This window comes from Micromonospora yasonensis, assembly GCF_026013475.1.
GTDB classification, from domain to species: domain Bacteria; phylum Actinomycetota; class Actinomycetes; order Mycobacteriales; family Micromonosporaceae; genus Micromonospora; species Micromonospora yasonensis.
On the sequence record NZ_JAPDPH010000017.1, the window covers coordinates 16,728 to 38,501 of the forward strand.

A 21,774-nucleotide genomic window follows, 5' to 3' on the forward strand; every position below is an offset into this window, starting at 1 on the left:
TAAGTGAGGCCACCGTACGGGCGACCCACGGCACTGTCAACGGCCGGTCAACAGCGCGACCACCTCGGCCGGTGGGCGTGGTCGTGCGCTTAACCGCGCAAGTGGCGGCGGTTCAGTACCGCCGCGGGGCCGCGCCGCGCCGACCGGCCGCCGGACCCGTTGCAGTAGCGTGACAGCCGCCGGTCACCCCGACGGCGCAGGACTGCCCCGCGGGGCCCGGACAAGTGGAGGAGCGCGCCGGTGAAGCGGCCGACCATCGCCGATGTCGCCCGGCGGGCCGGGGTCTCCAAGGGCGCGGTGTCGTACGCGCTGAACGGACAGCCCGGCGTGTCGGAGGCGACCCGCCAGCGGGTCCTGGCCATCGCCGCGGAGATCGGGTTCCGCCCGAGCAGCGCGGCCCGCGCGCTCTCCGGCGCCACCGCCAAGGCGGTCGGCCTGGCCCTGTGCCGGCCGGCCCGGATACTGGGCATCGAGCCGTTCTTCATGGAGCTGATCAGCGGCGTCGAGGCGGAACTGTCCGCCCGCTCGTACGCGCTGACCCTCCAGGTGGTGGCCGACCAGGAGGCGGAGATCGCGGTCTACCGCCGGTGGTGGGCCGAGCGGCGGGTGGACGGCGTGTTCGTGTGCGACCTGCGCACCGACGACCGGCGGGTGCCGGCGCTGGAGGAGCTGCAACTGCCGGCCGTGGTGATCGGCGGCCCCGGCCACACCGGCAACCTCGCCAGCGTCTGGTCCGACGACGCGGCGGCCCTGGTGGAGACCGTGGAGTACCTGGTCGCCCTCGGGCACCGCCGGATCGCCCGGGTCGGCGGCCTGCCCTCGCTGCTGCACACCGAGATCCGCACCGACGCGTTCACCGGCGTGTGCCGCCGGCTGGGGCTGGACGACGCCACCACGGTCTGGTCCGACTACACCGGAGAGGAGGGCGCCCGGGCCACCCGGCGGCTGCTCAGCTCCGCCAACCGGCCCACCGCGGTCATCTACGACAACGACGTGATGGCGATCGCCGGACTCTCGGTGGCCCAGGAGATGGGCCTGGCCGTCCCGGGCGACCTGTCCATCGTGGCCTGGGACGACTCCCCGCTCTGCCAGCTGGTGCACCCGCCGCTGACCGCGCTGGGCCGGGACATCCCGGCGTACGGGGCGCACGCCGCGCGGCAACTGCTCGCGGTGATCGCGGGCGAGCCGGTAACCGGCCTCCAGGACGAGACCGCCCACCTCACCCCGCGTGGCAGCACCGCCCCGCCCCGGGCCCGGTGAACCGGCTAAGCCGCTCCTGCCCGTACCGGTTCAGCGCGGGGTCGAGGGAAACTCCTCGAACCACGCCTCGACCCGCTCGGCGGTGGCCGGCCGGGCGAGCGCGAAGCCCTGCCCGTAGCGGCAGCCGGCGCGCCGGGCCCCGGCCACCTGGATGTCCGACTCCAACCCCTCGACCACCACCTCGAGGCCGAGCCGGACGCCCAGGCTGGCCACCACGTCGATCAATGGGTGCTGCCCGTCGGGGGGCGGCCCGATCAGGTGCGGGCCGATCTTGAGCAGGTCGATCGGGAGCCGACGGAGCTGGGCGAGGGAGGCGTGTTCGGCACGGAAGTCGTCCAGCGCGGTCCGGACGCCGAGCGAGCGGAGACCGGCGAACCGGGCCACCACCGTGGGCAGCTCGTCGGCCACCACCGGCTCGGCCACCTCCACCACCAGGCGTTCCGGCGGCACCTCGTACGCGGCCAGGGCGGTCGCCGTCCGGGACACGAAGTCGGGCGCGGCCAGCTCCCCGGGCGTCACGTTCACCGCCATCCACAGCTCGCGGCCGCTCGCCGACCAGTCGGCCAGTTGCCGGCAGGCCCGGTCCAGCACCCACCGCCCCACCTCGCCGAGCAGATCCAGGTCCGCCGCGACGGGCAGCAGCTCGTCCGGCAGCACCGTGCCGAGCACCGGGCTGCGCCAGCGCAGCAGCGCCTCGGTGCCCACCAGCCGCCGGTCCGCCAGGGCCAGCACCGGCTGGTAGACCAGATCCAACTCGTCCCGGGCCACCGCGCCGGGCAGCTCCCGTTCCAGGTCGAGCCGGCGGACGAGCTGCTCCTCCAGGTACGCGTCGTACCACTCGACCCGATCCCCGCCGAGCTGCACCGCGCGCCGCCGGGCCAACTCGGCCTGGCGGAGCACGTCCTGCGGGTCCCCGCCGGTGGTCTCGGCCAGCCCGATCCCCACGCGCAGCCGGGTCGACCCGCCGGGCCACCCGTACGGCTCGGTCAGCGCGGCCAGCAGTCGGGTGCTCAGCGCGTACGCGAGCACCGGCCCGACGTCGGTGAGCACGGCGAACTCGGTGCCGCCGAGCCGGGCCACCAGGTCGTCGGGGCCCTGCCCGGCACGGAGCCGGCGGGCGGCCTCGACCAGCACCGGTTCGGCCAGCCCAGTCCCGTCGTCGAGGCCGAGCAGATCGACCAGGAGCAGTGCGCCGCCGGCCCGGCCGGTGAGCCGGCGCAGCAGCTCGGGCCGGTCGGCCAGCAGGGTGAGTGCGCTGCCGCCCGGGGCCGGCACGGCCGGCCGGGCGTCCCCGACGAGCGCGCGCAGCCGTGCCTCGTGGACGGCCAGCCGCTGGGCGCGCCGCCGGTCGTCCGCGGCGGTGAGCACCTCGCGGACCACCATCGGCGGGATGATCGCCAGGCCGAGCGCCGTCGTGGGCGTGGTGAACTCGCCGACCGCCCACAGGTGGTGGCCGGCGGCGAGGGCGGCGACCCCGGCCGGCGCGGTCAGTCGCGGCCAGGGGGCCGGCGGCCCGTCGGGTGCGGGCCGTTCCCCGGCGCCGGCACGCCGCGCGCCCGCGGCGGTGAGCAACGCGCCGAACAGCAGCGGTGGCACGACGGCGAGGGTGGCCCGATCGGGCGCATCGTAGGCGAGCAGCACCACGAGCAGGGCGAGACCGGCGAGGGTGGCCGCGGCGCCGGCGAGGCAGCGGGCCGCGCCGGGCCGGCGCCGCCGCTCCGTCAGCGCGCCCACCAGCAGGACCGCCAGCCCGATCGCCCCGCCCACCGTGGCGACCCGCGCCGCCGGGGGCACCGCGCCGGGCGGCAGCAGGACCGCGCCGGCGAAGAGCAGGCTGATCCCCAGGCCGAGGACGTCGACGGTCCGGCGCAGCCGTTGCGCGCCGGAGAGCCGGGCCCGCCCGGGGAGGCGGAACAGGGCCAGGGCGTACAGCGGGACGCTGAGGGCGAGGCCGCCCAGCGCGACCGGCAGCCGGTACGGCGGATCGGTCAGCGGCAGCACGGCCACGGTGAGCCCGGCGACCAGCACGGCCGCGTCGAGGATCGCCGCGACCCGGTGGGTGAGCGGGGCGCCGGCGAGCCAGGCGAGCCGGACGCAGGCCAGGGCGCAGCCGGCGGCGACGCCGAGGGCCACGGCGGACCGGGCCGGGACCAGGCCCACGGCGCCGGCGAGGACGAACAGCGCGCCGGAGAGCGAGACGAGGAGTTCGGGCAGTGGCGGTCGGCGACGCGGGTCGCCGGGGAGGTGGGTGACGGGCACGGCGGTCGCCTTCGTGAGGGGGCACGGGGCGGTGCGGTTGCGGAGCGACGTGCGGGGTCAGCGGTCGGGGTCGAGGTCGGGCGACGGGTGCGGACGACGCCGGACGGGGACCGGCGCGGCCACGCCTGATAACGATCCCGGACACGAGGGGTTATGGATGAAGCGGGTGACGTGGGTCACACGTATGCCACCGGCCACTGCGTCCCGCCCGGCCGGAGCGGCGCCCGGGACGGGTGGGATCATCGGAGGGTGAGCCGCGCCGACACCCTCCACTTCCGCCACAACCAGGCGATCCTGGTCGCCGCGATCGTCGCGTTCATCGGCGCGCTGCCGCTGGCCACCGCCCGCTGGTGGCTGCTCTGGGTGCTGCTGGTCCCGCTCGCGGTGGCCGTCTGGAGCTGGCGGGCCGGCACCGACGCCGACACCCGCGAGCTGCGACTGCGGGCCCTCGTGGGGCAGCGGCGGATCCCGTGGGAGCGGGTCGCCGAGCTGAGCGGCGACGCCCGCGGCCGGGCGGTCGCCCGGCTCGACGACGGCGAACTGCTCGTGCTCCCCGCGGTCCGCGCCGCCGACCTGCCCCGGCTGATCTCGGCCACCGGCCGGGAGCTGACCGACAACGCCGGCTGAGCTGGCCGGGTCAGTAGCCGTCGACCACCCGGTTCTCCAGCGGCTCCCCCGCCACGAACCGGCGCAGCTGCGCCCCCACCAGCCGGTACGCGCGCGGCAGCAGGCCGCGGACCGAGCCGGCCACGTGCGGGGTGAGCAGCACGTTCGGCATCTCCCAGAGCGGATGGTCGGCGGGCAGCGGCTCGGGGTCGGTCACGTCCAGCGCGGCCCGCAGCCGGCCGGAGGCCAGCTCGGCGACCAGCGCCGGGGTCCGGGCCACCGGGCCGCGCGCCGCGTTCACCAGCAGCGCCCCGTCCGGCATCGCGGCGAGGAACTTCTCGTCGACCAGGCCTCGGGTCTGCTCGGTCAGCGGCACCAGCAGCACCACCACGTCCACCTCGGGAAGCAGGGCGGGCAGCTCGTCCACCCCGTGCACCCCCTCGGCCGGGCGCGGCGTACGGGCGACCAGGGTGAACGTGACCTCGAACGGGGCCAGCCGGGCGCGGAGCGCCGCGCCGATCGAGCCGGCGCCGACGATCAGCACCCGCTTGCCGGCCAGCTCGTCGGTCGGGGCCACCTCGTGGTACGCCCACTCGCGGCGGGCCTGGGCGCGGGCCAGCGGGGGGAAGCCGCGCAGGACGGACAGGATCGCGGTGACCACCCACTCGGCGGTGGCCGAGTCGTGCACCCCCCGGGCGTCGCAGAGCGTCACCCCGTCCGGGATCCGGCTCACCCAGGCGTCCGCCCCGGCGGAGAGGAGCTGCACCACCGCGAGGTCGGGCAGCTCGGCCAGCAGGGCGCCGGCGTCCGGGCCGGCGAGGAAGGGCGGCACCCAGAACCGCACGTCGGCCGGGGACGACGGGAGCTGGGCGAGATCGTCCAGCAGCTCCACCGTGACGTCCGACGGAAGTTCGCCGAGGAGGGCCTGCCCGGCCCGGTGCGGGATCCATACCTTCACGACCGCCGACGATAGCCGTCCCGCCGGGGCGGCCGACGCGGGACCGGACACCTGGGGCCGTCGACGCCGCCCGGCAGACGCACACCGGGTCGACCGGGCCGGTTCCGGAGCGCCCGGATCATCGGCCGACCCGGCTAGGCTGGGGCGGGTGAACGCCCGTCCCCCGTACCTCCGCACCCGCCGCCTGCGGGCGGCGCTGGCGGCGTCCTGCACGACGCTGCTGCTGGGCACCACCGGTTGTGCCTTCGGCGAGCCCGACCCCGATCCGGCCGGTGAGCCGCCGAACCTGCCCACGCCCTCGGCGTCGGCGGCCCCGGGCGGCGCCGGCCAGCAGGTGGTCGCCACCGTGCTGGCCAAGGGGTTGGCGGTGCCGTGGGGGATGGCCTTCCTGCCCGACGGCGGCGCGCTGGTGACCGAACGGGACAGCGGCCGGATCCTGCAGGTCGGCCCGGAGTCCGGGCCGGAGGGGATGAAGGTCGCCGTGGTGCAGACCATCCCGGACGTGGCGGCCGGCGGCGAGGCCGGGCTGCTCGGCGTCGCGGTCTCCCCGGCGTACGCGAAGGACCGGACGGTCTTCGTCTACTACACCACCGCGCAGGACAACCGGATCGTGCGGCTGGAATCGGGCCGGCCGCCCACCCCGATCCTCACCGGCATCCCGAAGGCCTCGACCCACGACGGCGGCGGTCTCGGCTTCGGCCCGGACGGCTACCTCTACGCCAGCACCGGCGACGCCGGGAACCAGCCCGCCGCGCAGGACCCGAAGAGCCTCAACGGCAAGATCCTCCGGATCACCCGGGACGGCAAGCCGGCGCCCGGCAACCCCACCTCGGGCTCCCCGGTCTGGTCGCTGGGGCACCGCAACGTCCAGGGCTTCGCCTGGACCGCGACCCGACGGATGTACGCCGTGGAGTTCGGCCAGAACACCTGGGACGAGATCAACCAGATCGACAAGGGCGGCAACTACGGCTGGCCGAGCGTGGAGGGGCGCAGCGACGACAGGCGGTACGTCAACCCGATCGTGCAGTGGCGTACCGCCGAGGCGTCCTGCTCCGGGCTGGCCGCGGTGGAGCGCCTGCTGATCACCGCCTGCCTGCGCGGCCAGCGGCTCTGGCTGGTCGAGCTGACCGCGAACGGCGGCGTCTTCGGCCAGCCTCGCGAGCTGCTCACCGGCAAGTACGGTCGACTCCGGGCGGCCGCGGTCGCCCCGGACGGCTCGGTCTGGGTGAGCACCTCCAACCGGGACGGCCGGGGCAAGCCGACCCCGGAGGACGACCGGATCCTGCGGCTGGTCTTCGCCGACGGCGGGGCCGGACGCAGTTGACCGGCCGGCCCGGCCGGCGCGCAAGGAGGCCGGCGAGAAGGCCGGGGGTTCGCTCAGGTTTACCAAGATCTTTCTAGGGGCAGGACAGAATCTCAGCATGGACGGCCAGGAGAACGAGCAGCGCGACACCGGGGCGGAGGCCGCCCCGGAGACCGGGCGCGCCCGCCGCTGGGCGTTCCGACCATGGCGGGGCGAGCGGTCGCGGAGCTGGCTGCGCCGGATCGGCACGATGCTGGCCGTGCTGGTGGTCACCCTGACCGGCATCGTCGCCGGGACGTACGCCGGTGGGCACGTGAGCACCGACATCGGGCCGTTCCGCGCCCACCTCAGCCTCAGCCCGTCGCTGAGCGGCGGCACCACCGTCGACATCCCACCGCTGGGCTCACTGCAGCTGAACAGCCACAACGGCCCGGCGTACCTGACGGTGCAGTTGGGCTCGCTGGACCAGCGGCGGACCGAGGCGCTGATCGACGACCCGGCGAGCATCAGCCGGGCCAGCCAGTCGGCCGTCGAGGACGTCCACGCCGGGGTGATGCGCCTCGGGCTGAAGACGCTCGCCTCGACGGTGCTGGCCACCCTGCTCCTGGCCGGGCTGGCCTTCCGGGACGTCCGCCGGATGGCCTGGGCCGGTGGGCTGGCGCTGGTGATCACCGCGGGCAGCCTCGGGGTGGCCGCCCTCACCATCCGCCCGCAGGCGATCGAGGAACCCCGCTACGAGGGGTTGCTGGTCAACGCGCCGGCGATCGTCGGCGACGCGCGGCGGATCGCGAACGACTACACCAAGTACGCCGAACAGCTCCAGCGGCTGGTCGGCAACGTCAGCAAGCTCTACACCACGGTCTCCTCGCTGCCGGTCTACCAGCCGGCGGCTGGCACCACCCGGGTGCTGCACGTCTCCGACATGCACCTCAACCCGACCGGGTGGCAGCTCATCCGCACGGTCGTCGAGCAGTTCAACATCGACGTGGTGATCGACACCGGAGACATCACCGACTGGGGCAGCGAGCCCGAGGCGTCCTTCGTCGGCTCGATCGGCCTGCTCAAGAAGCCGTACGTCTACATCCGCGGCAACCACGACTCGGCGCGGACGGCTGCGGCGGTGGCCCAGCAGCCGAACGCGATCGTGCTGAACAACTCCACGGTCACCGTCTCCGGGCTGACCATCGCCGGCATCGGCGATCCCCGGTTCACTCCGGACAAGGAGACCTCGCCGGCCGGCAGCGGGCTCACCGCGCAGGTCGCCAACCAGGTGATCGGGGCCGGCGAGCAGCTCGCCACCACGGTCGAGAACTCGCCGACCAAGGTGAACATCGCCATGGTGCACGACCCGTCCTCGGCCGGGCCGCTCTCCGGCACCTGCCCGCTGGTGCTCGCCGGGCACCTGCACGAACGGCAGGTGTTGAAGCTGCCGCCGGTGCCGGACAAGGAGCAGACCACGCTGATGGTGGAGGGTTCCACCGGCGGCGCCGGGCTGCGCGGCCTGGAGGGCGAGAAGCCCACCCCGCTGACCATGACGGTGCTCTACTTCGACCAGCAGAAGCTGCTCCAGGCGTACGACGACATCACGGTGGGCGGCACCGGGCAGTCGCAGGTCAACCTGGAGCGGCACGTGATCCGGGACCCGAAGAAGGGTGACCAGGTGCCGGTCACCCCGACGCCGACCCGGGGCGGCCCGGAGTCCCCGGCGCCGACCGAGAGCCCGACCCCCACCGGGAGCCCCAGCCCCACCCCCACCGGCTGATCCGGGCCGGGCGGCGGCCGGGGCGCGCCGTCAGCGGAGGGAGAGGGCGGCCAGGGCGGCGTTGACGATGCTGCCGGGGAGCAGGTCGTGCAGCTCGTACAACTCCTGGACGCTGCCGGACTGGCCGAACTCGTCCACCCCGAGCGGCACCGCCGGGGCGCCGAGCGCGGAGCCGAGCCAGGCCATCGCGTGCGAGGCGGCGTCGTGCACGGTCACCACCGGCACCCGGTCGGCGAAGGCCGACCGCAGCGCGCCGGGCACGCTCGGCACGGTCGCGGTCCGCACCCCCTGGCGCAGGGTCCGCTGCCAGGCCCGGTAGAGCCGGTCCAGCGAGGTGACGTCCACGACGTGCGCGGCCACCCCCTCCTCTGCCAGCTCCGCGGCGGCCGCGAGCACCTCGGGCAGCACCGCGCCGGACGCGGCGAGCTGCACGACCGGGGCGTCCGCCAGGTGCGGGTACGCCTCGTGCGCGTCGACCAGCCGGTAGGCGCCCGCCACCACCTGCCGGCGCAGCACCGCGTCGCCGATCCGGGTCCGGGCCGCCTCGAACGGCGCCTGGTCGATCGGGCGGGTGCTGAGCCGGAAGTAGTACGCCCCGTCCTCGGCCGGCGCGGCGGTGGCGGCCGGTGCCGCTCCCCCGGCGATCTGGCCGAGCGCGTCGCAGAGCAGCCAGTCGAGGCTGCCGGCGTACGCGGGCTCGACGAAGGTGACCCCGGGCAGTTCCAACCCGACCGAGGCGGTGATGGTGGACTGGTGGGCGCCGCCCTCGGGGGCGAGGGTGATGCCGGACGGCGTGCCGGCCACCACGAACCGGGAGCCGGAGTAGGTGCCGTAGAGGAACGCGTCGAGGCCGCGCAGCACGAACGGGTCGTAGACCGTGCCGACCGGCAGCAGCGGCTGGCCGGACAGGTCCCAGGACAGGCCGAGCTGGCCGAGCAGCAGGAACAGGTTCATCTCGGAGATGCCCAGCTCGATGTGCTGGCCCGCCGGGCTCTCCGTCCAGCGCAGCATCCGGTCCTCGGTCCAGGAGCGCTGCTCGGTCGGCGCGAACACGCCGGTCTTGTTGATGAACCCGGCCAGGTTGGTGGAGGTGGCCACGTCCGGCGCGGTGGTGACCAGGTAGGGCGCCACCTGCGGGTCCCGGGCCAGGTCGACCAGCACCCGGCCGAAGACCTCCTGGGTGGAGACGGGCTTGTTCACGCGTACCTTGGTGGTCTCCGGGACGGCGACCCCCAACGCCCGCTCGCGCGGCGCGCGGGACAGCGCCTCCCGGCGCTCGCCGGCCCGGATGCCGGCCGGGGACGCCGGGTCGAGGCGGTCCCACTCGGTGTCGGCGGTCAGGCCGCGGGACGCGCGCAGCGCGTCCACCTGCTCGGTGGTGAGCAGCGCGGAGTGGTTGCGCGGGTTGCCGGCGATCGGCAGCCCCCAGCCCTTCACGGTGTACGCGAAGACCACGCTGGGCCGGTCGGTGACCGCGTCGCACTGGGCGTACGCGTCGAGCAACGCCTGCAGGTCGTGCCCGCCCAGGTCGGTGACGAGCGGGCCCAGCTCGTCGTCGGGGATGTCGGCGATGAACTCGGCGATCCCGGCCGGCGCGCCGTCCAGGAACTGCTTGCGCAGGGCCGGGCCGGCCAGCCCGAACAGCGACTGGTACTGCTCGTTCGGCATCAGGTCGATCCAGTCGCGCAGCGCCTCCCCGCCCGGCCGGGCGTACGCCTCGGCGAGCTTGCGCCCGTACTTGACCTCGACGACGTGCCAGCCGGCGGCCTCGAACTGGCCGCGCCACTGGTTGATCCGTACCCCGGGGACGACCCGGTCCAGCGACTGGCGGTTGAAGTCGACCAGCCACATCACGTTGCCCAGCCCGGTGGTGGCCGGGTCGGCCACGGCCTCCCAGATGTTCCCCTCGTCCAGTTCGGCGTCGCCGATCAGGGCGATGAACCGGGAGTGCGGGCGCTGGCCGAAGTGGGCGTCGACGTAGCGGCGGGTGACCGCGGCGAACAGCGGCGCGGCGGCGCCGAGGCCGACGGAGCCGGTGGAGAAGTCCACCCCGTCCGGGTCCTTGGTCCGCGACGGGTACGACTGGAGCCCACCGCGCGCCCGCAGCTTCGGCAGGTACGACCGGTCGAGGTTGCCGAGCAGGTACTGGATGGCGTGGAAGACCGGCGAGGCGTGCGGCTTGACCGCGACCCGGTCCTCGGCGTCCAGGTGGGCGAACCAGAGCGCGGTCATCGCGGTGACCAGCGAGGCGCTGGACGCCTGGTGGCCGCCGACCTTCACCCCGTCGCCGGTGTTCCGGTCGTGGTTGGCCGCGTCCACGATCCGGGTGGCGAGCCAGAGCACCCGCCGCTGGATCTCATCGAGGACGTCGAGGTCGTGCTGGTTCACGGTGGCTCCATCCGGGCGTCGCCGTTGACGCCCACGCGAGGGGGAGGCGCGGGGTGGCCGCGTACCCGAAAAAGGACCGGAGGCCGCCGCCGGGTCACGACGGCGGCCTTCGGGTGGGACTCAGCCCTGGACGCCGAGGCGCTCCAGGATCAGCTCACGGACGGTCTTGGCGTCCGCCTGGCCGCGGGTGGTCTTCATGACCGCGCCGACCAGCGCGCCGGCCGCCGCGACCTTGCCGCTGCGGACCTTGTCGGCGACGTCCGGGTTGGCGGCGATCGCCTCGTCCACGGCGGCGGTGAGCGCGCCGGTGTCGGAGACCACCTCCAGGCCCCGGTTGGTCATGATCTCGGTCGGCGAGCCCTCGCCGGCCACCACACCCTCCAGGACGGTACGGGCCAGCTTGTCGTTGAGCTTGCCGGCGTCGACCAGGCTCTGCAGCTCGGCGACCTGGTTCGGGGTGGCGCCGACGTCGGCCAGCTCCACGCCGGTCTCGTTGGCCCGCCGGGACAGCTCGCCCAGCCACCACTTGCGGGCGGCGGCCGGGCTGGCCCCGGCGGCCACGGTGGCCTCGATCAGCTCGACCGCGCCGGCGTTGACCACCGACTGCATGTCCAGGTCGGACAGGCCCCACTCCTGCTGGATCCGCTTGCGCCGCAGCCGGGGCAGCTCGGGCAGGGCCGCCTTCAGCTCGGCCACCCAGGCGGTGTCCGGCACGAGCGGCACCAGGTCCGGCTCCGGGAAGTACCGGTAGTCGGTGGCGGTCTCCTTGGAACGGCCCGGGGTGGTGTCCCCGGTGTCCTCGTGGAAGTGCCGGGTCTCCTGGGTGATCTTGCCGCCGGCGTCGAGCACCGCCGCCTGGCGCAGCATCTCCGAGCGGACCGCCCGCTCGACCGACCGCAGCGAGTTGACGTTCTTGGTCTCGGTACGGGTGCCCCACTCCTCACCCGGCTTGTTCAGCGAGGTGTTGACGTCGCAGCGCAGCGAGCCCTCCTCCATCCGGACGTCGGAGACGCCCAGCGAGCGGATCACGTCGCGCAGCTCGGTGACGTACGCCCGGGCCACCTCCGGCGCGAGCGCACTGGTGCCGGGGATCGGCTTGGTGACGATCTCGACCAGCGGAATGCCGGCCCGGTTGTAGTCGACCAGCGACTCGGTCGCGCCGTGGATGCGGCCGGTGGCGCCACCAACGTGCAGCGTCTTGCCGGTGTCCTCCTCGAGGTGCACCCGCTCGATGCCGATCCGCACGGTCTCGCCGTTGAGCTCGACGTCCAGGTAGCCGTCGACGCAGAGCGGCTCGTCGTACTGGCTGATCTGGAAGTTCTTCGGCATGTCCGGGTAGAAGTAGTTCTTCCGGGCGAACCGGCACCACTCGGCGATGGAGCAGTTGAGCGCCAGGCCGATCCGGATCGTCGCCTCGATGGCGGCCTTGTTGGCCACCGGCAGCGAGCCGGGCAGGCCCAGGCAGACCGGGCAGACCCGGGTGTTCGGCTCGCCGCCGAAGTCGGTCGGGCAGCCGCAGAACATCTTGGTGTTCGTGCCCAGCTCGACGTGGGTCTCCAGGCCGATCACCGGTTCGTAGCGCGCGACGACCTCGTCGTACGCGGGCAGAGTCGTCGTCATCTGAGCTCCAGGCGCGATCCGGACAGAACCATTCCAGCCTAATGGGGCTGGGTACGGTCACGTCCCCCGGGTTTCCGTCCACGCCGGTACCCGCCCGGCCCGCCCGGGGAACCGTCCCCGGGCGGGCCCGGTGAGTCAGCGCTCCTCGACCACGCCGAGGTAGATCACCTGCGGGTCGACCGGGTTGAAGGCGACGCCGCCGATGTCGTCGTGGGGGTTGTGCTGTGAGGTCAGCCGGCCGGTCGAGACGTCGTACCGGTAGAGATCGGTGCCGTAGCCGCCGTACCAGGTGCCGTACGCGAAGTACAGCACGTCCGGGTCGACCGGGCTGGGCCAGAGCGGCGTGCCGTTGATCAGCGTCGGACCGGCGCCGTCGAGCACCGACGTGAAGCTGCGGCCCCCGTCGGTCGAGCGCCAGATGTGCCGGGCGGAGTTGTCGTTCTGGCTGAGGTCGTAGCCCTCCAGCCAGACCGTGCGCGGATCGGCCGGGGAGAACGCCACCGAGAAGCCGTTGGCGCGCGGGGTGGCGCCGACCCCGGCCGACCTGGTCCAGCTCTGGCCGCCGTCGAACGTCACGTAGCTGCCGTTGCCCATGGTCCCGGCGATGACGTGGGCGCGGTCGGCGGGGTCGACGGCCGCCTTGTAGACAAACTCGTCCCGGCCGGCCGGCACCCCCGCCGCGAACCAGGTGAGGCCGCCGTCGCCGGAGTCGTAGATCTGCCCGGCCTTGCTGACCGCCCGCAGCACCCGGGCGTCGGTCGGGTCCACCGACAGCGTGGCCACGCCGTCGTCCGGGACCGGGCCGGCGACCTCGACGACCTGGTCGCCCTGCACCCGGTAGATCGGCTGGTCGTTGATGCCGTACGCGTACGCGGTGCCGTCCGGCCCGGCGGCCAGGTCGTACGTCGCCAGGTTCCGCTCGGTGCCGGCGATCTGCTGCCAGGTGCAGCCGGCGTCGGTGGATCGCTGGATCGACCGCTTGGCGATGGACACCAGGGTGTTCGGGGTGGTCAGCGCGACGAGCTTCGGATAGGCCACCGCGGTGACGGCGGTCGTGGTCGGCGCCAGGAACACCCCGTCGTTGTGGGTGAAGGTCACCGAACCGTCACCCTGCACACCGGGCGGGGCCTGGCCGTGGCGGGACTCAGTTGCGGGGGAGTGGGCCTGCTGCTGAGCCTGCTCGGGCTCGCGATCGCCCTAGTGGTGCAGATCACGTGATCGGCCGCCGGGGTGCTGACCGGCGTGAACAGGCGGGCCGGACGTCCTGCGCCGTCCGGTAGTCGGGCTGAAGCGGGCCCGCCCGGCCGGTCACGGACGCAGCCGGTACACTGGTAACCGTAGGTGCCCATCACGGGCGGGCAGGCACGATGAGATCGGCCGGTGACTGCGACGCAGTTCTTCCGGACCGCTCCGTTTTGACCTGCGCGGCTGTGGTAGGTACTCTTTCCCCTTGTGCCCGGGCAAGCCCGGGCAATGCGTGCGTGCGCTGGAACCGGTCAGCCGGTGATCGCGCGGCGGCACGACCAAAGCCCAAGATCTGGCGCGGGGACCTCCCTGTGCCGGTGACAGAAACCCGGTACGGCGCGCGAGCGACGACACCGGGACCGTGATCCGGGCGACACGCCCGACCGCGGGTGCTGGGACCTCCATCAGGTGGCCCTGGTTGGAATGTAGGAGAGCCGTCCATCAGGCCGGCTGGAGCAGACAGCGCGGTCGCCTCGCAGCGGCCGAAGGGAGCGGAGAAACCCGGTGCCCACCATTCAGCAGTTGGTCCGAAAGGGCCGTCAGGCCAAGACGACCAAGACCAAGACCCCGGCGCTGAAGGGGTCCCCCCAGCGGCGCGGCGTGTGCACCCGCGTGTACACCACCACCCCGAAGAAGCCGAACTCGGCGCTGCGCAAGGTCGCTCGTGTCAAGCTCAGCAGCCAGATTGAGGTGACCGCCTACATCCCGGGCGTCGGCCACAACCTGCAGGAGCACTCGATCGTGCTCGTTCGCGGTGGTCGTGTGAAGGACCTCCCCGGCGTGCGGTACAAGATCGTCCGCGGTTCGCTGGACACCCAGGGTGTCCGCAACCGCAAGCAGGCGCGCAGCCGTTACGGCGCGAAGAAGGAGAAGAGCTGACATGCCGCGTAAGGGACCCGCTCCGCGGAAGGCGCTGGTCGCTGACCCGGTGTACAACTCGCCGCTGGTCACCCAGCTCGTGAACAAGATCCTGCTGCGCGGCAAGCGTCAGCTCGCCGAGCGCATCGTGTACGCCGCCCTCGAGGGCTGCCGCGAGAAGTCCGGCACCGACCCGGTCGTCACCCTGAAGCGGGCGATGGACAACGTGAAGCCGACCCTCGAGGTCCGTAGCCGTCGCGTCGGTGGTGCCACCTACCAGGTTCCGGTCGAGGTCCGGCCGGCCCGCGCGACCACCCTGGGCCTGCGCTGGCTGGTGACCTACTCCCGCGCCCGGCGCGAGAAGACCATGGTCGATCGGCTGATGAACGAGCTGCTGGACGCGAGCAACGGCCTCGGTGCCGCCGTGAAGCGGCGCGAGGACACCCACAAGATGGCCGAGTCCAACAAGGCCTTCGCGCACTACCGCTGGTAACACCCTGGTTCCGGCGCCCACGAGGCGCCGGAACCGCCACCAGTTGTGTCGAGACGACGATAAGTAGGGATTGAAGTGGCCGCCGCAGACGCGCTCGCCAACGTACGCAACATCGGCATCATGGCGCACATCGATGCCGGTAAGACCACTACCACCGAGCGAATCCTGTTCTACACCGGTATCACGTACAAGATCGGTGAGGTCCACGAGGGCGCTGCCGTCATGGACTGGATGGAGCAGGAGCAGGAGCGCGGTATCACCATCACTTCCGCCGCGACGAAGTGCGAGTGGAAGGGCCACACGATCCAGATCATCGACACGCCCGGCCACGTCGACTTCACGGTCGAGGTCGAGCGGTCGCTGCGGGTGCTGGACGGTGCGGTGGCCGTTTACGACGGTGTCGCTGGCGTGGAGCCGCAGACGGAGAACGTCTGGCGTCAGGCGGACAAGTACAACGTCCCCCGGATGTGCTTCGTCAACAAGCTCGACCGGACCGGTGCCGACTTCTTCCGCTGCGTGCAGATGATGATCGACCGGCTCAACGCGACCCCGCTGGTGCTCCAGATCCCGATCGGCGCCGAGGCCGACTTCATCGGTGTGGTCGACCTGATCGAGATGCGCGCCCTCACCTGGCGCGGCGAGACCCAGAAGGGTGAGGACTACGCGATCGAGGAGATCCCGGCCGACCTCGCCGACTCCGCCGCGGAGTGGCGCGAGAAGCTGATGGAGACCCTCGCCGACGTCGACGACGCGGTGATGGAGAAGTACCTGGAGGGCGAGGAGATCTCCGTCGAGGAGATCAAGGCCGCCATCCGCCGGGCCACCATCGCCGGCAAGGCCAACCCCGTCTTCACCGGCACCGCCTTCAAGAACAAGGGCATCCAGCCCATGCTCGACGCGGTCGTCGCGTACCTGCCGTCGCCGCTGGACATCCCGGCCATCGAGGGCACCGCGACCGACGGCGAGACGCCGATGCAGCGGAAGCCGTCCACCTCCGAGCCCTTCGCCGGCCTGGCCTTCAAGATCCAGACCGACAAGCACCTCGGCAAGCTCACCTACGTCCGGGTCTACTCCGGCGTGGTCGAGTCCGGGACCCAGGTGGTCAACTCCACCAAGGACCGCAAGGAGCGGATCGGCAAGATCTACCAGATGCACGCCAACAAGCGGGAGGAGCGCAGCTCCGCCAAGGCTGGCGACATCATCGCGGTGCAGGGTCTCAAGCAGACCACCACCGGTGACACGCTGTGCGACCCGGCGAACCCGGTCATCCTGGAGTCGATGACCTTCCCGGAGCCGGTCATCGAGGTCGCCATCGAGCCGAAGACCAAGGCCGACCAGGAGAAGCTCAGCACCGCCATCCAGCGGCTGGCCGAGGAGGACCCGACCTTCCGCGTCAAGCTGGACGAGGAGACCGGCCAGACGGTCATCTCCGGCATGGGCGAGCTGCACCTGGACATCCTGGTCGACCGGATGCGCCGCGAGTTCAACGTCGAGGCGAACATCGGTAAGCCGCAGGTGGCGTACCGCGAGACCATCCGCCGCAAGGTGGAGAAGATCGAGTACACCCACAAGAAGCAGACCGGTGGTTCCGGCCAGTACGCCCGCGTGATCGTGAGCATCGAGCCGCTGCCGCTGGACAACGACTCGCCGACCTACGAGTTCGCCAACGCCGTCACCGGTGGCCGCATCCCCCGGGAGTTCATCCCCTCGGTGGACGCGGGTGCCCAGGACGCGATGCAGTACGGCATCCTCGCCGGCTTCCCGCTGGTGGGTGTCAAGCTGACGCTGCTGGACGGCCAGTACCACGAGGTCGACTCGTCGGAAATGGCATTCAAGATCGCCGGCTCGATGGTGATGAAGGAGGCGGCCCGCAAGGCCGACCCCGCGCTGCTCGAGCCGATGATGGCCGTTGAGGTCACCACTCCCGAGGAGAACATGGGTGACGTCATCGGCGACCTCAACTCCCGGCGCGGCATCATCCAGGCGATGGAGGAGCGTCACGGCGCCCGCATCGTCCGGGCCCTGGTGCCGCTGTCGGAGATGTTCGGCTACGTCGGCGACCTGCGGTCGAAGACCCAGGGCCGGGCTAGCTACAGCATGCAGTTCGACTCCTACGCCGAGGTTCCGGCCTCGGTGGCCAAGGAGATCATCGCCAAGGCGACGGGTGAGTGACGCTCGCCTGAGCTGATCCGATGAGCCGGGGACGGTCGCGGGAGGGCTCTCCCGCCCGCGGCCACCTCGGTCGGATTGTGTGATACCGGGCCTGTAGGCTTCATCGCCGCAGAACCCACAATGGCTCTCCGGCCGTCAGGCCGGAAAGGCTGTCGACAGAGTCCTAAGCGCCGCACCTGGCGCACCGGGGCGAACGAACCAAGAAGTCCACAGGAGGACACCAGTGGCGAAGGCGAAGTTCGAGCGGACTAAGCCGCACGTCAACATCGGCACCATTGGTCACATCGACCACGGTAAGACGACGCTGACGGCGGCCATCACCAAGGTCCTGCACGACGAGTACCCGGACCTGAACCCGTACACGCCGTTCGACGAGATCGACAAGGCGCCGGAGGAGAAGGCCCGCGGCATCACGATCTCGATCGCGCACGTCGAGTACCAGACCGCGAACCGGCACTACGCGCACGTGGACTGCCCGGGTCACGCGGACTACATCAAGAACATGATCACCGGTGCCGCCCAGATGGACGGCGCGATCCTGGTGGTCGCCGCGACCGACGGCCCGATGCCGCAGACCCGCGAGCACGTGCTGCTGGCCCGCCAGGTCGGCGTGCCGTACATCGTCGTGGCGCTCAACAAGAGCGACATGGTCGACGACGAGGAGCTCCTGGAGCTCGTCGAGCTCGAGGTCCGCGAGCTGCTCTCCTCGCAGGAGTACCCGGGTGACGACCTGCCGGTCGTCCGCGTCTCGGCGCTGAAGGCCCTCGAGGGCGACCCGGAGTGGACCGCCAAGCTCCTGGACCTGATGAACGCCGTCGACACCGCGATCCCGCAGCCGGAGCGCGAGACCGACAAGCCGTTCCTCATGCCGATCGAGGACGTCTTCACGATCACCGGTCGTGGCACCGTCGTCACCGGTCGCGCGGAGCGCGGCATCCTCAAGCCGAACGAGGAGGTGGAGATCGTCGGCATCCGTGAGAAGTCGATGAAGACCACCTGCACCGGCATCGAGATGTTCCGCAAGCTGCTGGACGAGGCCCGGGCCGGTGAGAACGTCGGTCTGCTCCTCCGCGGCATCAAGCGCGAGGACGTCGAGCGCGGCATGGTTGTCATCAAGCCGGGCACCACGACCCCGCACACGGAGTTCGAGGCGACGGTCTACATCCTCTCCAAGGAGGAGGGTGGCCGCCACACCCCGTTCTTCCAGAACTACCGTCCGCAGTTCTACTTCCGGACCACGGACGTCACCGGCGTCGTCACGCTGCCCGAGGGCACCGAGATGGTCATGCCGGGCGACAACACCACGATGACCGTGAAGCTGATCCAGCCCATCGCGATGGAGGAGAACCTCAAGTTCGCGATCCGGGAGGGTGGCCGTACGGTCGGCGCGGGTCGCGTCACCAAGATCATCAAGTGAGCTGGGTAACCCCGATTAGCGTCGCCGTCGGTCGTACGGCATACTAGTCAGGTTGCGTAACGACGGTTAGTCGCCTGCGTCCGGTGCATGCTGGACCTCCGGGTCGACCAACAGTCGCGCGCAGGGTGGTTGACCGCCCCTGGCGGTCAACCACCCTCGCACGGCGTCCAGGTCGCGGAAACGCGATCGGCGCCATGACCCACCGCGTGGTCAGAGAATCGCTCCGGAGTCCCGGGGCGGAGCCTGACCAACGGGCGCGACACGCCCGACCGCGGGGGTCGGCGGAAGTGGGCCTGTGCCAGCCGGTGCAGGCGCCCGCAACACAGCGGCATCGAGAGAAGGAACAGAAGCCACCATGGCGGGACAGAAGATCCGCATCCGGCTCAAGGCCTATGACCACGAGGTCGTCGACTCCTCGGCTCGGAAGATCGTCGAGACGGTGACGCGTACCGGGGCGCAGGTCGCTGGCCCGGTGCCGCTGCCCACGGAGATCAACCGTTTCTGCGTTATCCGCTCGCCGCACAAGTACAAGGACTCGCGCGAGCACTTCGAGATGCGCACGCACAAGCGGCTGATCGACATCATCGACCCGACCCCGAAGACGGTCGACTCGCTCATGCGCCTCGACCTGCCGGCTGGCGTCGACATCGAGATCAAGCTGTAGGGACCGGACAAATGGACAGGCAAGTCAAGGGGATCCTGGGCGCAAAGCTCGGCATGACCCAGGTCTGGGACAACAACAAGGTTGTCCCCGTGACCGTGGTTCAGGCCGGCCCCTGCGTCATCAGCCAGGTTCGTAGCGCCGACAAGGACGGTTACTCCGCGGTCCAGCTGGCGTACGGCACGATCGACCCGCGCAAGGTCAAGAAGCCGATCGGTGGCCACTACGCGAAGGCGGACGTCGCCCCGCGCCGGCACATCGTCGAGCTGCGGACCACGGACGCCGCGGACTACTCGCCGGGCCAGGAGGTCACGGTCGAGGAGTTCCCCGCCGGCGTCGTGGTCGACGTCACCGGCAAGACCAAGGGCAAGGGCTACGCCGGCCCGATGAAGCGGCACGGCTTCCACGGTCTGCGCGCCAGCCACGGTGTGGAGCGCAAGCACCGCTCGCCGGGCTCCATCGGCGCCTGCGCGACCCCGGGCCGCGTCTTCAAGGGCACCCGGATGGCGGGTCGGATGGGTGGCGTGCGCTACACCGTCCAGAACCTGACGGTCCAGGCGATCGACACCGAGAACAACCTCCTGCTCGTCCGCGGCGCCATCCCCGGCCCCAAGGGCGCGCTGGTCCTGGTCCGTACCGCGGCCAAGGCGAAGAAGGGCGGTGCGGCCAAGTGACCACCGTTGACGTCCTCACCGTCGAAGGGGCCAAGAGCGGCTCCGTCGAGCTGCCGGCCGACATCTTCGACGCCCAGGCCAACATCGCGCTGATGCACCAGGTCGTGGTGGCTCAGCTCGCGGCGGCCCGGCAGGGCACGCACAAGGCCAAGACCCGCGGCGAGGTCTCCGGTGGAGGCAAGAAGCCGTACAAGCAGAAGGGCACCGGTCGTGCCCGCCAGGGCTCGACCCGCGCGCCGCAGTTCGCCGGCGGTGGCGTGGTCCACGGCCCGGTGCCGCGCGACTACAGCCAGCGCACCCCGAAGAAGATGAAGGCCGCCGCCCTGCGTGGCGCCCTCTCGGACCGGGCCCGCGCCGGCCAGGTGCATGTCGTCGAGGCGTTCGTCTCCGGCGAGAAGCCGTCGACCAAGGCCGCGCTGGCCACGCTGGCGAAGCTGACCGAGGCGCGTCGCGTCCTGGTTGTGCTGAGCAGCACCGACGAGCTGAACTGGGTGTCGCTGCGCAACGAGCCGCGGGTGCACCTGATCGAGGCCGGCCAGCTCAACACGTACGACGTGCTGGTGGCCGACGACGTGGTCTTCACCAAGGAGGCCCTGGACGAGTTCCTGGGCGTTCCCGCTGAGACCACCGAGGAGGGTGGCAAGTGAGCACGATCGCCGATCCCCGCGACATCATCGTCGCGCCGGTCGTCTCGGAGAAGAGCTACAGCGAGCTGAACCGCAACTGGTACACCTTCCTGGTGCACCCGGACGCGAACAAGACCGAGATCAAGATCGCTATCCAGCAGATCTTCAACGTCCGCGTTCTGACGGTCAACACGCTCAACCGCGAGGGCAAGCGCAAGCGCACCAAGACCGGCTTCGGTCAGCGCAAGTCGACCAAGCGGGCGATCGTGAAGCTGGCTGACGGTGACCGCATCGAGGCCTTCGGCGGCCCGGTCAGCTGAGGGGTGTAGACAATGGCTATCCGTAAGTACAAGCCGACGACGCCGGGCCGGCGTGGCTCGAGCGTCGCCGACTTCGCCGAGATCACCCGGTCGACGCCCGAGAAGTCGCTGCTGGCTCCGCTGCCGAAGAAGGGCGGACGCAACGCCCACGGCCGGATCACCACGCGGCACCACGGTGGCGGCCACAAGCGCCAGTACCGTCTGATCGACTTCAAGCGGGTCGACAAGGACGGCGTGCCGGCGAAGGTCGCCCACATCGAGTACGACCCGAACCGCACCGCGCGCATCGCGCTGCTGCACTACGCCGACGGCGAGAAGCGCTACATCATCGCGCCGAAGGACCTGAAGCAGGGCGACACGGTGGAGTCGGGCCCGGGCGCCGACATCAAGCCGGGCAACAACCTGCCGCTGCGGAACATCCCGGTCGGTACCACCATCCACAACGTGGAGCTGCGCCCGGGTGGCGGTGCCAAGCTGGCCCGCTCCGCCGGCGTCGGCATCCAACTGCTCGGCCGCGAGGGCGCGTACGCGACCCTGCGTATGCCGTCCGGTGAGATCCGGCGGGTCGACGTGCGCTGCCGCGCCAGCATCGGCGAGATCGGCAACGCCGACCAGTCGAACATCAACTGGGGTAAGGCCGGCCGCATGCGGTGGAAGGGCAAGCGCCCGACCGTCCGTGGTGTCGCGATGAACCCGGTCGACCACCCGCACGGTGGTGGTGAGGGTAAGACCTCCGGTGGTCGCCACCCGGTGAACCCGCAGGGTAAGCCCGAGGGCCGCACCCGTCGTAAGGGCCAGCCGAGTGACCGGCTGATCGTCCGCCGCCGCTACGCCACGCGTAAGCGCGGCTGAGGGAGATAAGACATGCCTCGCAGCCTGAAGAAGGGCCCGTTCGTCGACGACCACCTGCTCAAGAAGGTGGAGACGCAGAACGAGAAGGGCTCCAAGAACGTCATCAAGACCTGGTCGCGGCGCTCGACGATCATCCCCGACATGCTGGGGCACACGATCGCCGTACACGACGGGCGCAAGCACGTCCCGGTCTTCGTGACCGAGGCCATGGTCGGGCACAAGCTCGGCGAGTTCGCGCTGACCCGCACGTTCAAGGGTCACGAGAAGGACGACCGGAAGAGCCGCCGGCGCTGACGCCGC

At 71.7% G+C, this 21,774-nt stretch carries 20 protein-coding genes; 15 read left to right on the forward strand and 5 right to left on the reverse strand.

The features are described 5' to 3' along the window. The first annotated feature begins 240 nt into the window (after positions 1-240). Positions 241-1,260 (forward strand): LacI family DNA-binding transcriptional regulator, encoded by a 1,020-nt coding sequence (locus ONA70_RS06105; RefSeq protein ID WP_265005351.1) that lies wholly within the window; start codon positions 241-243, stop codon positions 1,258-1,260. A gap of 30 nt (positions 1,261-1,290) precedes the next feature. Here the strand turns inward: ONA70_RS06105 and ONA70_RS06110 are convergent, their stop codons facing one another. Next, positions 1,291-3,519, reverse strand: a complete 2,229-nt coding sequence (locus tag ONA70_RS06110; RefSeq protein ID WP_265005352.1) for an EAL domain-containing protein — start codon at positions 3,517-3,519, stop codon at positions 1,291-1,293. A gap of 249 nt (positions 3,520-3,768) precedes the next feature. Between ONA70_RS06110 and ONA70_RS06115 the strand changes: the two genes are divergently transcribed. Then, positions 3,769-4,146, forward strand: a complete 378-nt coding sequence (locus ONA70_RS06115; protein ID WP_265005353.1) for a PH domain-containing protein — start codon at positions 3,769-3,771, stop codon at positions 4,144-4,146. Positions 4,147-4,156: 10 nt separating this feature from the next. Here ONA70_RS06115 and ONA70_RS06120 read toward each other — a convergent pair whose 3' ends face one another. Further along, on the reverse strand, positions 4,157-5,083 hold the full coding sequence (locus ONA70_RS06120) for a 2-hydroxyacid dehydrogenase (RefSeq protein WP_265005354.1): 927 nt from the start codon (positions 5,081-5,083) through the stop codon (positions 4,157-4,159). Positions 5,084-5,231: 148 nt separating this feature from the next. Between ONA70_RS06120 and ONA70_RS06125 the strand changes: the two genes are divergently transcribed. Together ONA70_RS06125 and ONA70_RS06130 are read left to right on the forward strand one after the other, a co-directional pair. After that, a complete protein-coding gene (locus ONA70_RS06125; protein WP_265005355.1) occupies positions 5,232-6,407 on the forward strand; it encodes a PQQ-dependent sugar dehydrogenase in 1,176 nt (391 codons plus the stop codon). A 97-nt stretch (positions 6,408-6,504) separates the two neighbouring features. After that, positions 6,505-8,148: a metallophosphoesterase gene (locus tag ONA70_RS06130; RefSeq protein WP_265005356.1), complete on the forward strand. Its 1,644-nt coding sequence runs from the start codon at positions 6,505-6,507 to the stop codon at positions 8,146-8,148. A 30-nt stretch (positions 8,149-8,178) separates the two neighbouring features. Here ONA70_RS06130 and ONA70_RS06135 read toward each other — a convergent pair whose 3' ends face one another. From ONA70_RS06135 to ONA70_RS06145, 3 genes are all read right to left on the reverse strand, one after another. Further along, positions 8,179-10,536: a transketolase-like TK C-terminal-containing protein gene (locus tag ONA70_RS06135; RefSeq protein ID WP_265005357.1), complete on the reverse strand. Its 2,358-nt coding sequence runs from the start codon at positions 10,534-10,536 to the stop codon at positions 8,179-8,181. A 120-nt stretch (positions 10,537-10,656) separates the two neighbouring features. Continuing rightward, a complete protein-coding gene (gene gatB, locus ONA70_RS06140; RefSeq protein ID WP_265005358.1) occupies positions 10,657-12,156 on the reverse strand; it encodes an Asp-tRNA(Asn)/Glu-tRNA(Gln) amidotransferase subunit GatB in 1,500 nt (499 codons plus the stop codon). A 135-nt stretch (positions 12,157-12,291) separates the two neighbouring features. Continuing rightward, positions 12,292-13,254, reverse strand: coding sequence for a WD40/YVTN/BNR-like repeat-containing protein (locus ONA70_RS06145; protein ID WP_265005359.1), 963 nt, complete (start codon positions 13,252-13,254; stop codon positions 12,292-12,294). On the opposite strand from ONA70_RS06145, the gene ONA70_RS06150 reads away from it, so the two are divergent. From ONA70_RS06150 to rpsS, 11 genes are all read left to right on the forward strand, one after another. Continuing rightward, the gene (locus ONA70_RS06150; RefSeq protein WP_406601151.1) at positions 13,240-13,374 is read left to right on the forward strand and encodes a hypothetical protein; all 135 of its coding nucleotides are present in this window, start codon (positions 13,240-13,242) and stop codon (positions 13,372-13,374) included. The genes ONA70_RS06145 and ONA70_RS06150 overlap by 15 nt on opposite strands. 531 nt (positions 13,375-13,905) lie before the next feature. Continuing rightward, positions 13,906-14,280 (forward strand): 30S ribosomal protein S12, encoded by a 375-nt coding sequence (gene rpsL / locus ONA70_RS06155; protein ID WP_007465318.1) that lies wholly within the window; start codon positions 13,906-13,908, stop codon positions 14,278-14,280. Between the two features lies 1 nt (position 14,281). Then, positions 14,282-14,752 (forward strand): 30S ribosomal protein S7, encoded by a 471-nt coding sequence (rpsG, locus tag ONA70_RS06160; protein WP_265005360.1) that lies wholly within the window; start codon positions 14,282-14,284, stop codon positions 14,750-14,752. 75 nt (positions 14,753-14,827) lie between these two features. Then, on the forward strand, positions 14,828-16,924 hold the full coding sequence (fusA, locus tag ONA70_RS06165; protein WP_265005361.1) for an elongation factor G: 2,097 nt from the start codon (positions 14,828-14,830) through the stop codon (positions 16,922-16,924). Positions 16,925-17,147: 223 nt separating this feature from the next. Continuing rightward, a complete protein-coding gene (tuf, locus tag ONA70_RS06170) occupies positions 17,148-18,341 on the forward strand; it encodes an elongation factor Tu (protein WP_265005362.1) in 1,194 nt (397 codons plus the stop codon). Between the two features lie 355 nt (positions 18,342-18,696). Next, positions 18,697-19,005 carry a 30S ribosomal protein S10 gene (gene rpsJ / locus ONA70_RS06175; protein ID WP_007073037.1) on the forward strand — a complete coding sequence of 103 codons (309 nt, stop codon included), beginning with the start codon at positions 18,697-18,699 and terminating at the stop codon, positions 19,003-19,005. An 11-nt stretch (positions 19,006-19,016) separates the two neighbouring features. Then, positions 19,017-19,676: a 50S ribosomal protein L3 gene (gene rplC / locus ONA70_RS06180; protein WP_265005363.1), complete on the forward strand. Its 660-nt coding sequence runs from the start codon at positions 19,017-19,019 to the stop codon at positions 19,674-19,676. After that, positions 19,673-20,323, forward strand: coding sequence for a 50S ribosomal protein L4 (rplD, locus tag ONA70_RS06185; protein ID WP_265005364.1), 651 nt, complete (start codon positions 19,673-19,675; stop codon positions 20,321-20,323). Before rplC ends, rplD begins: the two co-directional genes overlap by 4 nt. Continuing rightward, a complete protein-coding gene (gene rplW, locus ONA70_RS06190; RefSeq protein WP_091317975.1) occupies positions 20,320-20,622 on the forward strand; it encodes a 50S ribosomal protein L23 in 303 nt (100 codons plus the stop codon). The genes rplD and rplW overlap by 4 nt, the downstream gene beginning before the upstream one ends. Positions 20,623-20,634: 12 nt before the next feature. Next, entirely contained in the window at positions 20,635-21,474 is an 840-nt protein-coding gene (rplB, locus tag ONA70_RS06195) for a 50S ribosomal protein L2 (RefSeq protein ID WP_091125155.1), read from the forward strand. 12 nt (positions 21,475-21,486) lie between these two features. Beyond that, on the forward strand, positions 21,487-21,768 hold the full coding sequence (gene rpsS / locus ONA70_RS06200) for a 30S ribosomal protein S19 (protein ID WP_091079388.1): 282 nt from the start codon (positions 21,487-21,489) through the stop codon (positions 21,766-21,768). Positions 21,769-21,774: the final 6 nt, after the last annotated feature.